8 protein-coding genes are annotated in these 12,858 nt (G+C 69.7%); all 8 read left to right on the forward strand.

Features of this window, described 5'->3' with window-relative positions:
• Nucleotides 1-194 precede the first annotated feature (194 nt).
• The 8 genes from HD842_RS04790 to HD842_RS04825 all read left to right on the forward strand — a co-directional run bounded on the left by HD842_RS04790 (nucleotide 195) and on the right by HD842_RS04825 (nucleotide 12,767).
• Nucleotides 195-3,293: a penicillin-binding transpeptidase domain-containing protein gene (locus tag HD842_RS04790; protein ID WP_183551624.1), complete on the forward strand. Its 3,099-nt coding sequence runs from the start codon at nucleotides 195-197 to the stop codon at nucleotides 3,291-3,293.
• Between the two features lie 91 nt (nucleotides 3,294-3,384).
• Nucleotides 3,385-4,671 carry a hypothetical protein gene (locus HD842_RS04795; RefSeq protein ID WP_183551627.1) on the forward strand — a complete coding sequence of 429 codons (1,287 nt, stop codon included), beginning with the start codon at nucleotides 3,385-3,387 and terminating at the stop codon, nucleotides 4,669-4,671.
• Nucleotides 4,662-5,219 (forward strand): hypothetical protein, encoded by a 558-nt coding sequence (locus HD842_RS04800; protein WP_183551630.1) that lies wholly within the window; start codon nucleotides 4,662-4,664, stop codon nucleotides 5,217-5,219. The genes HD842_RS04795 and HD842_RS04800 overlap by 10 nt, the downstream gene beginning before the upstream one ends.
• Before the next feature lie 30 nt (nucleotides 5,220-5,249).
• Nucleotides 5,250-6,329 carry a hypothetical protein gene (locus HD842_RS04805; RefSeq protein WP_183551633.1) on the forward strand — a complete coding sequence of 360 codons (1,080 nt, stop codon included), beginning with the start codon at nucleotides 5,250-5,252 and terminating at the stop codon, nucleotides 6,327-6,329.
• Nucleotides 6,326-7,330 (forward strand): hypothetical protein, encoded by a 1,005-nt coding sequence (locus tag HD842_RS04810; protein ID WP_183551635.1) that lies wholly within the window; start codon nucleotides 6,326-6,328, stop codon nucleotides 7,328-7,330. The genes HD842_RS04805 and HD842_RS04810 overlap by 4 nt, the downstream gene beginning before the upstream one ends.
• 124 nt (nucleotides 7,331-7,454) lie before the next feature.
• A complete protein-coding gene (locus HD842_RS04815) occupies nucleotides 7,455-9,509 on the forward strand; it encodes an SPFH domain-containing protein (protein WP_183551636.1) in 2,055 nt (684 codons plus the stop codon).
• Nucleotides 9,510-9,516: 7 nt separating this feature from the next.
• The gene (locus HD842_RS04820) at nucleotides 9,517-11,805 is read left to right on the forward strand and encodes an SUMF1/EgtB/PvdO family nonheme iron enzyme (protein WP_183551638.1); all 2,289 of its coding nucleotides are present in this window, start codon (nucleotides 9,517-9,519) and stop codon (nucleotides 11,803-11,805) included.
• Nucleotides 11,806-11,876: 71 nt separating this feature from the next.
• The gene (locus tag HD842_RS04825) at nucleotides 11,877-12,767 is read left to right on the forward strand and encodes a pirin family protein (protein ID WP_183551640.1); all 891 of its coding nucleotides are present in this window, start codon (nucleotides 11,877-11,879) and stop codon (nucleotides 12,765-12,767) included.
• Nucleotides 12,768-12,858 lie beyond the last annotated feature (91 nt).

Consider the following 12,858-nt stretch of genomic DNA (forward strand, 5'->3'; position numbering starts at 1 on the left):
TCGATGTGTGTACTGTAGGCGTGTCCCCGCACGGCTTCCAGCGGCGTGCGACGAGTGGCAGAAAACGGGTGGTGAGCTGCATCAGGGCGGCCCTGAAGACAGGCGCGCGGCCCGATCCGCTCAGCGGTTTCACCAGCCCTCCGCTAGTCCTGCGCAAGGGCGCATGGGCGCCACGCTACCGACTGGACTCGTGCATGACCGGCCCCTTCGCCACCCTGACCCGCAACATCGCTGCGTCACGCACGGCGCGGCGGCGCGCCCGCAATCTGCGCCGGAGCTGGACCATTTCGCTTGGTCCGGCCTGGGCCTGGGCCGCGCTGGCGCTCGTGATGGGCGGCGCGGTCGCGCTGGCGCTGCACGCGCGCGCGTTGCCGAACGATGCCCAGGACGTCCCCGGCACCCAGGCGCTGGCGGCGCTGCAGCCGCTGGCGCCGGGCCTGGAGATCGTCGTGCCGGCGGACAGCGGCGTGTCGCTGACGCAGCGCGGCGCGCTGGCGCTCGTCATTGCGAGCGGCATGCAGGCCGGGCCGGCGGTCCGGGTCGACCTGTGCACACAGATGCTCGATCCGGCGAACGGACGGCTGCTGCCGCTACGCGTCGGTTATCCGTTTGGCGAAGCTGCCGTACTCGCGCGGAGCAGCAATGGGCCTCCACGCAGCGTGCTGCTCGCGCGCGATGGGTCCAGCATGCCGCGCATCGACATCACGGGCAATGCGGGCGGGGGGATGGCGATCGCCTGGAACGCAGGGTTTGAAACCGCGAGCTGGATCAGCGACGCGACGGGCGGGGTGGCGACGCATGCGCGCCAGGGCCAGGCCGCGCTGGGCAGTACGAGCTGGCTGCTGTGGCGCGGCGAAGCGCTGCGGTTCACGCGCCAGCCGAGCGGCGCCTGCCCGCAGGCTGGTGAACTGGTGCTGCAGCATTTTCAGCATGGTGAACAGAAGGCAGCGGCAGCGCTGGTGCAGGCCTTCCCGGCATCCGGCGCGCCAGTGTCGCTGCGCTTGCGTCCCGGCGTCTGGACTGTGCCGCTGGTCGCGGGCGCCGGCCTGGAAGACCAGGCGCTGTTCGAGGCGTTGCGGGCGCGCGGCTTGCTGCGCCTGGGTCGCGACGGCTTGATCGAACTGGCGCCGCGCGATTTGCTGGTCTGGCTCCAGGCCGACGAATCCGTACGTGCGCCTCTGCCCGGCTGGCAGCATTTTCAACTCGATGCCGGCGACCGGCGCCTGCTCGAACGCCTGCATTACCGGGCCGACGGCGCCTTCGTGCGCGAACAGGTGCGCGTGTTCAACAGCGAACGGCGGCTGGTGGCGTGGCGCGTGCGGCCCGGTGCAACGGCAGTCTGGCAAGCGGCAGTGGCAGGCAGCCCGGCCGTGCGCGAGGCCGGCTTGCCGCTGGCGGCGATGCGCCTGTTCGCGCAGTTGCCGCAGGACTGGGCGCCGTGGAACCGTGTCGGCGGCTGGGAAGGCGGACGGCGTGACAGCCTCGTGATCCTGAATTTGAGCCTGAGCACACGAGCCGAAGGCAAGCCGCTGGAGCTGCTGGTTGCCGGCCGCGTGCGCAGCGTGCTGGGCGCCACGGTGACGGCCCGTGGCGTCTGCGACGGGCGCGCCTGTCCGGATGCAGGGGCCGTGGCGCACCTGCTGCTGTCGCCGCTGCCGGGCGCGACGTCGGTCAAGGTCGAGATCGAGCCGCTCGACCTGGCGAGATTGTCCGGCGGCGCCGACGCGGCTTATCGCCATCTGAAGGTCGAGCGGGGCGTGCTCGCGTGGCAGGCGCTGCCTGCTGGCAGCCGCAGCGTGCAGCCCGCCGGCGCCGCGGTGCGCCTGGTCGACCGCAACGGCGACGCTCTGTGGCAGGATGGTGCGCCGTCGGTCCAGGCGACGCTGGCCGGCCTGGCGCCGCTGCTGGGCGTGCATCGCCAGCACGACGGCAGCGTGGCCGGCATGCTGGCACGGCTGGGCGGGAGCGACCATGCGGCGAGCCTGACGCTCGATCTGACGCTGCAAGCGCGCGCCCAGGTATTACTTGACTGCATTGGCCAGCAGGGCGGCCAGTGGGATGGGCGCGCCTGCCATGGCGCCCAGCCCGCGCCCGCCGAGCGGCGCGCCGGCCTGGTGCTGCTCGACGCCGGCACGGGCGACATCCTGGCCGCCGCATCGAGTGGGGGAAATACTGCTGCGCCGGACAACTGGGCCGAGGTGCGCGACTTCGACCGCGCCGACCCGGCGCGCAGCCCGTTGCGGATTGCCGCATTCCAGCACGACGGCGGCGCCCACCGCGCGCCCGGCTCGACGTTCAAGGTGATCACCGCGCTCGGACTCGAGCAGGCCGCGCGCGGCGACAAGCAGCTCGATGCGCTGCTGGGCGGCTTGCCATTGGCGCAGGTCGACCGTATCGCGGGCGCTGGCGGCTACGACTTTCGCACCGATGCGCCCAGCTACCCGGCGGGTGGCACGCGCGCCCGCATCACCAATTTTCGCGACCAGATCACCGGCGCGCGCGCCGCCGACGGTCGCCTGGGCCTGGCCGGCGCCATGGCGCACAGCGTTAATACGTGGTTCGCTTGGACCGGTGAACTGAGTGACCGCACGCTGCTCGGCCAGCCCGATGGCGGCTTGCCTGGCGCCGCCGCGCTGGAGCCGGGGGCGCTCGATGCAGCGCGGCCGGTGGCCGCGATGGCGGCGCGCCTGGGCTTTGGCCAGCCGTTGCGGCTCGATGGCGGCTTGCTGCCGCCGGACTATCGCTGGGGCGACTGGGATGCGCTGTCGGCGTCCGCGTCGCAGCTCGATCCGGTCCACAGCCGCCATGAGCTGCGCCAGATGGCGATCGGCCTGCGCATGCAGACCACGCCCCTGCAAATGGCGCTGGTGGCCGCGAGTGTCGGCGAAGGGCGCAGCGTGACGCCGCGCCTGCTGCTGGCGCTCGACGGCCGCGACGCTGCGTCGAGCCAGGGCGCACCCCTTGGCGTGCGGCTGGACCGGGTGCGCGCCGGCATGAAGGGCGTGATTGATTACGGCACCGCGGCCGGTGCATTCCGCAGCCCGGCATTCGCTGCGCTGCGCCCCGGCCTGTATGGCAAGACAGGCACCGCGCCGGTCGGCAACGACGATCTGGCCACGGTCTGGTTCATGGGTTACCTGGAGCCGGGCAGCTTGCCGGGCCAGACTCGCCGGCTCGCATTTGCCGCCTTTGTCAGCCACTCGGCGCTGACGGGTGGTGGCCACGCGGCGCCGGTCGTGGCGGCCCTGCTGGCATCCATGGCTGGGCAGTCGTTGGAAAAGAGGCACAAATAGGGGTCTCCATCGCGCCTGAATGCTGTAGTTGTATGGCATCATCTATTTCACTGTGCAACACGTGCGCAGCGAAATCGAGGACGAGGAAGGTATGCGTTTACCGGGTACCCGGTATCAGGAGCACGGCTGGGAGCAGGTCCGCAAGTTGCTGGGTCAGTGTTCCCTGCAGGCGCTCGCCCGCATCGACCCCGCCAGTCTGCAGGGCGCCGATACGGACGGGTCGCTGGCCGCGTATGTCGAGGCGGTCGCGCCGATCCTGCACGCAGGCGGCAGCCGGGCGCATGCCCCCGGCAACAGCTACGGCGAGACCACCGCCGAGCTGGCCCTGAGCCTTGTCTACGAATTGCAGGCGCGGCCCGCCGACTGGGCCGCACTGTGCACGGCCGTGGCCACCGAATCTGCGCGCATCGGCCCGTTCTGGGCGCAACCTGGCGGCGAAGCACTGCTGCGCAAGAAATTCAATGACCTGTATGCGGTGTTGCGCGACAAGGTCGACAGCGACCACTATCAGGTGGCGTGCGGCCGGCCCTGCAGCCCGAACCGCATGTACGCCTACCGGATGCTCGACACGGCGTACCACGACATCGCGCGCCTGTTCGAGGGCTGGCGCGAACACGCGGCGCAGGTCGGCGCGATCCTGGACCGCAGCGTCGAGGCGATGCCAATCGAAGTGCGGCAGCTGCGCGCGATCGGCGACTGCAAGCCCGAATGGATCATGCGCTGGAGCGAGAGCCTGGAAGCGCACACGGGCGCGCCGGGGCCGTTGCACACGCGCTCGAAACGCTTCGCCAGCCTCAAATCGAACCCTGACAAGATCGGCGCGATGCTGCGCGAAATCGGCGAGTACGACGCGCTGTCGGCCAACCGCGACAGCGACTGGTTGCAGGACGCCAGTGCGGCCGATGCCTGGCTCGACGATTACTGGCGCGTGCTGAACGAGTCGGAACAGGGCAGCACGCCCGGCCCGGATCAGATCCTTGAAGCACGCCAGGAAGCGCTGGACATCGATCTGGATGCAGAGCCGGGCATCGAAGCGCCAATGACTGCACCACTGACCTCCATCGCGCCCTGCGTTTCACTTCCCCCCAACTACCTGGTAGTGGCAGCGACGGTCGAGGACCGCGCCAGCTGGGCGGCGCGCCGGATGGCGCAGGACAGCTTGCCGGTACGCCTTGCGGTGTACCTCAAGCTGCTCGGGCCATTCGACGACTGTTATCCTTCCGAATGGTGCGACCCCGCCACGGGCGAATTGCCGACGATGGGCCAACTGGCCCTGCTCGACGGCGTCTCGCTGCCAACCCTGCGCAAGCGGCGCGACGCCGCGATACTGCGCCTGAACGAGGTGGCTGGACTACAGGAGGAACAACGATGGGCATGACGAACCTGGATCGCAAACTGCAAGCCGGCGCACTGCTGGCGCGCCGCGTGGAAGGCGATGGCCTGATGCTGGCCGACGCTGTCCTGCTGCAGGCATTGGACGGCAGCCGGCCGCTGACGCACGGCGAACGCGCGGCGCTGCAGGCATCGCCCTTGACGCTGCGCCGCATGCGCCATCTGGCCGATGTGCGCCGCACGCAGCACATGACCTGGACCGGCAGCGCGGGACTGCTCCGCGCGGCCGACAGCGGCGCACCACTGGACGTGCTGCGCACGGATGACCGGATGTGGCGCCTGCACTTCGTCGACCAGGGCGGCGTAGCCGGCGTGGTCGTGCAGCTCGATCTGGACGCGCCGGGCGCGGCGCAACTCCTGGCAGCGCGCGCGGCAATCGCCGTGCGCGACGGTGCGGGCAGCGTGATCGTGCAGGGCACCCTGGACGCGGACGGCGAGTGCGAAGGCCCGTGGCCGTTTGCAGCCTCACTTTCCTCACACTTTCAACGGCACGGGGCGCGCTTTGATGTGATGCCCGTGCCCCCATCCACATAGTGCAGTTCCCGAATTCGCTCAAGGATAACGATGCTAGGTTCACTGTTCAGGAATCCCCTGCGACGCCCGCCACGGCAGGACGCGTTCGACGCGACCCTGCTCGGCAGCGTGGCAATCGCGTTGCCGGCGCCAGCCGGGATCACCATTCCTGCGCCGTGCGCCGCCGTGCTGGTCGACCGGGGTGGCCGCAGCCGGCGCCTGGCATCGGGCAGCCGTATCGCAGCCATCGATGGGGAAACCGCCTGGTGCGTCCATCCGGGGCCCTACACCTGTGACCTCATCCCGTTTGCGGGCGCGCCCGAGATCGGCCTGCACGTGAGCTTTGCCGTCGACGCCAGCGATCCGCGCGCCACGCACCAGCGTTTCGATCTGTTCCTGGCCAGCGAAGCGGGTAGCGCGGTCGACCTCGCGGGCTTTGGCGCGCTGGCGCAAACGGCGCTGCAGCGCGAGCTGGCCCAAGGGAACCTTGAACTGCCGCCCTGCACGACGCTCGAAGAATGGAACACATTCCGGTCGGGCTTCAACCAGTTGATGTACACGCGCTTTGGCGTGACGGTCGACGATTGCGTGCCGGTCGACCTCGGCGCGGCGCACGATTATCCGGCGCTGCTCGAAGCACGGCTGGCGGCGCAGGTCGTGCCAATGACTGCGGCAGCATCTGCCGAACCAGCCGCTGCGATGCCGGCCGAAGCATTCGTGCCCGCCTGCGAAGATGCCCGCGCATTGCGGCGCCTGTTCCTGGAGCTGCCGTGCCTGATGTGCGCGGTGCGCATGGCCGTGCTGCCGGCGGATCAGGTGCGCTTTCGCCAGCACCAGGAGTTGTTGCGCCGGCTCGACCTGGTGAGCCTGTCGGTCGGCACGATGCCGGCGCTCGAACTGGCCGCGCCCGGCCAGCCACTGGCGCCCGAGGAGCAGCTGCGCCGCGCACGCCACAGCCGCCGCGCCGCGGCTGCGCTCGACGAAGCCTGGGCGCTGCTGGCGCGCATGAAGGTTGCCGGCGAAGGCCCGCTCGACGTGCTGTTCGACGAAGCCGACCGCATCGTTGCCAATCTCGAGGTTGAAACTGGTGCGCGCCGTCTCACGCACGTGCAGGACGAGGTGACGGCATGACGGCGCCCGTGTTCGAAGCGAGCTGCCGCAGCATTCTGCCAGACGGCAGCATGCTCACCATCACCGCCACGCGCCGCCCGCGCGCGGGCCGCGCCGACGTCAAGTGCAGCGTGCCCGGCGTACCGGCGCAGGCCGAGCGGATGCAGCAGGTAGTGCGCCTGGCGCGCCATACCGAGCCGCGTTACGACAGCCGCGACCAGGTGGTGCTCAGCGCCGACCGCGCGCTGGATGCGGCCACGCGCGACTGGGAACTGGCCGCCGTACTGGCCGACCGCATCGTGCGTGGCGTGTTTCAAGCGGCGCGACCCGTGGTGGCCAATGGCTGGTCCGACGCCTGGCATTTGGGGCGGATCGACGGCCGCGCGCTCGTCAATGTGCCCGACGGCGTGCTGGCAGGCGGTCCGGACGCCTTGCCCCACCTGGGCGCGCTGACGGGGCAGCCCGATCCGGGCGCAGCCACGGCCAGCGCGCGTGCCTGGTTCCCGCTGCACAGCGGCGGCGAGCACGATGATCTCGGCTGGGTCGAGGTCAGCGTGCGGCCGCTGGCCGGTGCGCTTGACGCCGACGACGATGCCATCAGCGTGCCCGACCTGGACGCGCTGCGCCAGGGCCAGGTGCGATCCGTGCTGGCCGGCGCCCGGCATTTTGACGGGCGTGGCCAGGGACAATGGAAAACGACGGTGCGCTTTGGCGAGACGGGTTTTTCGGGCGACTCGTACGGGCTGGCGCTGGTGATGGCCGATCGCATCGCGCGCGGCCGTGAATTCATGGCGCGTGGCCGGGTGATCGCCACCGGCACGTCGAGCGCCTGGCATGCGGGCAAGGTCGAGACCGTAGATGCGCTGGCGCCGAAGTGCGCGCTGATCCTGCGCGAAGCAGGGCCGGGCGACCGCATCCTATTGCCCAAGGCGTGGGAAAACGCGCTGCCGCAAGGCATGCGCGAAGCGTTGCGTGCGCGCGGCGCGAGCCTTGCGTGTGTGGAGCGCATCGGCATCATTTGAGATCACGGGTTTTAAATCGCGGGTGTGCACAAGCGCACCGCGGCCGCAGATCGTGCGCTGCTAGAATCGGTGAGTTGGACGGCAGGTTGGCAAGCAGAAGGCAAGAGAGAAAACGGAGTCAGCTATGTTGCACATGTTCGGAGTAAACGGCGCCAGCTGCCCGCGGTGCGAGCGCAAGAATGGGGCCGATGCACGCTACTGTGCGGGCTGTGGCGTGATCCTGGGTGCGCCGCGCAGCAAGCCGGTGCTGGTTGAGAACCGCTGGGTGCCCGCGCCCGATGAACTGGCCGTGTTCTTTGGCCTGCGTGAATTGTCCGGGCTGTTCGTCAAGACGCTGCGCGTGCCCGCCACCGCGCGCGGCTTCATCCTGCAGGGCGACAAGGCGACCGAAGTGCCGCAGGGCGAATACGAACTCGAAGGCTTTTTCACGCGCCTGAACCATCTGCTGCGCGACCAGCACGCCGAAATCCTCGTCACGCGCACGACAGCGCTGCCGGTGCCATTCGAGTTCGACGACATCCCGACCTGCGAGCAGCTTGCCATTTCGGTACGCTTCACAGTCAGCATCAAAATTGAAAACGTTCCGGCCTTTGCGCGCCACTTCATGACCACGCCCGGCACCATCGGCACGCCCGAGTTGCGCGAACTGCTGGCGCATCCGGTGCGCCAGCTGGCACTCGAATTCATCGGTGCGCGCTCGATCCGCGAGATGGCGGCCGGTGGCGCGCTGCGCGAAGAACTCGACGAACGCCTGCAGGGCGGCCTCAAGCTTTTGCTGGCCGATTACGGCCTGGCCGTGACGAGCGTGCAGACGGTGGAGCTGCGCCACGACAAATACGACGCCAACCGCGCGCGCGTGGGCAGCATGTGGCTCGCGGCCGACGAGCAGCACGTGCAACTGGCGCACAAACGCCACCTGGACGAGCTGTACACCGCCGAAGAATGGCAGGGCATCAAGCGCAGCGAAGAAGAAGCGCGCCTGCGCATCCGGCGCGCCGAGCTGCGCCAGGACGATGCCATCGCGCGCGCCGAAATGTCGCTGCAGGGCGCCGACCGCGCGCACGGCGTGCGGGCACGCCAGATCGAACTGTATGGCCGCATCCTCGAAGCGAACTCGCGCGAGCAGGCGCTGGCGCAGGGCGCGGGTGACGTGCTGGCCGAGCTGCAGCACGAGGCCGCGCAAAAAGGGGCGCAGCGCGCCGACGAAGCGGCGCAGTGGCAGCACCTGCGCGCGCTGGCCGCCGTGCACATGCGCGCCGAAGTCGCCAGCGCCCAGCAGGAAGCGCAGCATGCGCGCCAGTCGGCGCAGCAGCGCTTCTCGCAGCAGTTGCTGCAGCAGCAGATCCGCCACAAGATCGACCAGGCGCGTCTGATCGAGGACGCGACGCGCCAGCGTGACGAACTGATTCGCCTGCGCGAGAGCGAAGCCGAAGCGGCGCGGCGCATGCGCGACATCGATGAAGCCGAGTACCAGGCGCGCTACCAGGCCCTGAAGCTGGTCAACGACGCGCGCCTGCGCGAGGCCGGCCGTACGCAGGAATGGGAAGACGAACAGGCGCGCCAGCGCATCGAGGGTGCCCGGCGCGGCGCCGGCAAGCTCGATGCCGAGGCCCAGCAGGACAAACTGCAGCGCACGATCGAGCTCGAAGCATTGCAGGCGCGCTCGCTGCAGGACGTGACACTGCACGCCGACGAACGCCGCGCCGGCCTGGGCGAAGCCGCCCGCGCGGGCGAGCGGGCACACGAAATCGCGCTTGCACGGTTGGCGATGGAGCGCGCCGCGGCGCTGGGCGCGATGGATGACACGGCCAAGCTGGCCCTGGCCGACGCCGCCAATGCCGTCGTGCTGGCCGATTACCTCAAAACGCGCGTGCATGCCGACATGGATGCCGACCAGTTGACGGCGCTGGCCGGCGTGGCCGGCGCCGGCAAGGTCGACCTGGGCGAAGCGGCGCGCGCAGCGGCGCAGCTGGTGCGCGACGAACAGGCGCGCCGTGAACACGAAGTGGACAAGGACCGGCGCCACCAGCTCGATCTGTTGACCCTTCAAAACGACGTGAACAAGGCCGCCTTGCATGCGCAGGCCAGCGTGGCGGGCGCGCGCCAGTGCGTGCACGGCCACGCCCTGCAACGCGACGAGCGCGTGTGCGCCGCCTGCGGCGGGGCGCCGTCTGCCTGATCGATCAATGCAAACAGCCATCGACAAGATCCGCGAACTGCGCGCACTGCACGACGACGGCCTGCTGAGCCGGCAAGAGTTCGAGCTGCGCAAGAACGCGATCCTCGACGCGGCCTATCAGCCGGGCGAGCGGCCTGCCGACCCGGATGCGCTCTACGACGCCTCTGCACCTGCAGCGCGCCCGGGCACCGAAATCGGCCTGATGACGGGTCAGGAAATCGGCCCGCAAAACCGGCGCTACCGGCTCGAACGCCTGATTGCGCACGGCGGCATGGGCCAGGTGTGGCAGGCGACCGACCTCGCCACGCATGCCGAGCTGGGGCACAGCGCCCAGGTGGCGCTCAAGATCCTGCCGGCGCATGCGACGTCTGCTGCCAGCCACGCCAAGCTCCTGATCCAGGAAGCCACGCGCGCGCGGCGCCTGGCGCACGAACACATCGTGCGCGTCTACGAATGGGCGCAGGACCCGGCCACGTCGAGCTTTTTCCTGATCATGGAATATCTGGAGGGCGAGGACCTCGACGCCGTGCTGGCGCGCGAAGGCCGACTGCCATTGGCGCGCGTGCTGGCCTTGCTCGACCCTGTCGCCGCTGCGCTCGACTATGCGTGGGACCGGCATCACCTCGTCCACCGCGACATCAAGCCGGGCAATGTGTTCGTCACGACCAAGGGCGACGTCAAGCTGCTCGACTTTGGTATCGCGGCGCGCGCGCGAGCCAGCGGCCCGGCATCGAAGCTCGATGCCCCGGCCACGTCCGGCACGGCCGGCTACCGCGCGCCGGAAGCCGTGATCGAAGGCCGCACACCGGAGTCCACGCTGGACGTGTATGCGGTGGCCGTCATGATCCACCAGCTGCTCACCGGCGTGCTGCCTGGTGAGCCGGGTGGCACGGTGCCCGAGACGCTGGGTGCGCGCCAGTGGGAGGTGCTGCGCGGCGGTTTCGGGCGCGATCCGGCGGCGCGCCCGGCCAGCGTGCACGCGCTGCTGGCGGCGATCCGCGCGGCGGCCGGGCCGTCGGCCGTCGAACAGGCGGCGCAGGATGCCCGCGAGCGCATCGAGCAGGAACGCGTGGCGCGCGAACTGGCAGCGCGGCGTGCGATCGAGGCCGAGGCGGCCGCCGTCGTCAAGGCGCAGCAGGACGAACAGCGCCGCGTGCAGCTGCGCGAGCAGCAGCGGCGTGAACGGCTCGAGGCCGAACAGGCGCGCCTGGCGCGCAAGGAATCGCTGCGCCAGCAACTGCTGGCACGGCGCGACGAAGAAGTCGCCAAGACCCAGGCGGCCAAAGAGGAAGCCGCGCGCAAGGCCGCGCAACTCAAAGCGGCGGCAGCCTATCTGGCGCAGCAGAAAAAGGCGCGCGAAGAGGCTGCTGCGGGCACGGTGAACGAGCCTGTCAGCCAGGAACGGGCACCCGACGCAGCAGCGGCCGTGGCGGTGGCAGTGGCAGTGGCAGATGCGCCGGCAGCGACGGCGCCGGTCGCCGACACCGGCATCCTGCGCGACGCCTTCATCGACGGCAGTGGCAGTGGCCCGGCGATGGTGCTGATCCAGACAGGCCGCTTCCAGATGGGTTCTCCCGAGCACGAGCGGCGCATCGCGATGGCGGCCGGTTCGCAGAAGAACTGGATCGCGCGTGAAACCCCGCAGCACTGGGTCGGCATCGAGCGTCCGTTTGCGATGGGCCGCTATCCGGTGACGGTCGGCGAGTGGCGCGCCTTCGCGCAGGCAAGCAGCTGGCAGCCGGCCGGCGAGGTGGACTGGGCCGCGCCGGGCTTCCCGCAAACCGACGACCATCCGGTGGTCGGCGTGACGTGGTTCGATGCGCTGCAATACGTGGCGTGGCTGAGCGCAGCGACGGGCAAGCGCTATCGCCTGCCAAGCGAAGCGGAATGGGAATACGCGTGCCGCGCCGGCACGAAGACGGCCTTCAACACGGGCGACACCATCGCCACGACGCAAGCCAACTTCGATGGCACCTTTACCTACAACGGCGGGCCGCGCGGCGAGTTCCGGCACGGCACCACGAAGGTCGACACCTTCGCACCGAACGCCTGGGGCCTGCACGATATGCACGGCAATGTCTGGGAATGGGTGCAGGATGTCGTGCACGAGAACTACGACGGCGCACCGGGCGACGGCAGCGCCTGGGAAACGGGCGGCGACCAGGTGCGCCGCATCCTGCGCGGCGGATCATGGCTGTACAACCCGCGCTACCTGCGCTCGGCGCTGCGCAACGGCTTCTCGGCCGTGCTGTCCAATGACATCGTCGGGCTGCGCGTCGTGCGCGAGCTGATGTAGACAAGACTGGAAGGCGCCGGGCGATCCGGTGTACAGTCAGGCATTCCCTTTCCTTTTTTACGACACCTGCCATGGCCATCGCGCACCTGTTTCGATCCCACGATAAAGACCTGGGCGGCGGTTTTACCGTGCGCCGCCTGTTGCCCGCTGCAGCCCGCCAATCCATCGGCCCGTTCCTGTTTTTCGACCACATGGGACCGGTGGAAGCACCGGCCGGCGCCCGCCACGATGTGCGGCCGCATCCGCATATCGGGCTCGCTACGGTGACGTACCTGTTCGAGGGCGCGATCATGCACCGCGACAGCCTGGGCACCGAGCAGCGCATCGAGCCGGGCGCCGTCAACTGGATGACGGCCGGTAGCGGCATCGTGCATTCCGAGCGCACGCCTGAAGATCTGCTCGAACGCACGCGCCGCACGCACGGCCTGCAACTGTGGGCGGCGCTGCCGCGCGAGCACGAAGAAACGCCGGCTGCGTTCAGCCACACACCGGCCGACCGGATTCCCGAGATTGCACTTCCGGGCGCCACGGTGCGGCTGCTGGTGGGCAGCGCGTTCGGCCAGACGTCACCGGTGCCGACCTTCAGCCAGACGCTGTACCTCGATGTGCAGCTGGCGCCCGGGGCTGCCATCGAACTGAACGACCTGCCCGATGAAACCGCGCTGTACGCGCCGTTCGGCACGATCGAGATCGACGGCGAGCCGGTCCCCGCCAACACGATGGCGATGCTCGAGCCGGGGGCGGCGGTGCGGGTGAGCGCCGCTGCCGGCGCACGCTTTGTCGTGATCGGCGGGGCGCCGCTCGACGGCAAGCGCTTCATTTTCTGGAACTTCGTCTCCAGCAGCCGCGAGCGCATCGAACAGGCGGCGCGCGACTGGGAAAACGATCGCTTCGTGCCGTTGGCGGGCGACAATGAACGCATCCCGCTGCCGCAGTGGCCGCCAACCTGGCGCCGCGACTGACCTTGCCGCGGGGCTAACGCGCGCCCGTTCGGTGCGGGCGGGCGTAATCTGGCATCACTCTGTACGTGTCAATACGAGGGAGGTGATGCCA

This window comes from Massilia aurea (assembly GCF_014200505.1).
Classification (GTDB): domain Bacteria; phylum Pseudomonadota; class Gammaproteobacteria; order Burkholderiales; family Burkholderiaceae_D; genus Telluria; species Telluria aurea_B.

What these genes read in the sequence shown, in the direction of transcription:
- HD842_RS04790 (WP_183551624.1), top strand. Translation starts at nt 195, where the DNA reads ATGACCGGCCCCTTCGCCACCCTGACCCGCAACATCGCTGCGTCACGC.
- HD842_RS04795 (WP_183551627.1), top strand. Translation starts at nt 3,385, where the DNA reads ATGCGTTTACCGGGTACCCGGTATCAGGAGCACGGCTGGGAGCAGGTC.
- HD842_RS04800 (WP_183551630.1), top strand. Translation starts at nt 4,662, where the DNA reads ATGGGCATGACGAACCTGGATCGCAAACTGCAAGCCGGCGCACTGCTG.
- HD842_RS04805 (WP_183551633.1), top strand. Translation starts at nt 5,250, where the DNA reads ATGCTAGGTTCACTGTTCAGGAATCCCCTGCGACGCCCGCCACGGCAG.
- HD842_RS04810 (WP_183551635.1), top strand. Translation starts at nt 6,326, where the DNA reads ATGACGGCGCCCGTGTTCGAAGCGAGCTGCCGCAGCATTCTGCCAGAC.
- HD842_RS04815 (WP_183551636.1), top strand. Translation starts at nt 7,455, where the DNA reads ATGTTGCACATGTTCGGAGTAAACGGCGCCAGCTGCCCGCGGTGCGAG.
- HD842_RS04820 (WP_183551638.1), top strand. Translation starts at nt 9,517, where the DNA reads ATGCAAACAGCCATCGACAAGATCCGCGAACTGCGCGCACTGCACGAC.
- HD842_RS04825 (WP_183551640.1), top strand. Translation starts at nt 11,877, where the DNA reads ATGGCCATCGCGCACCTGTTTCGATCCCACGATAAAGACCTGGGCGGC.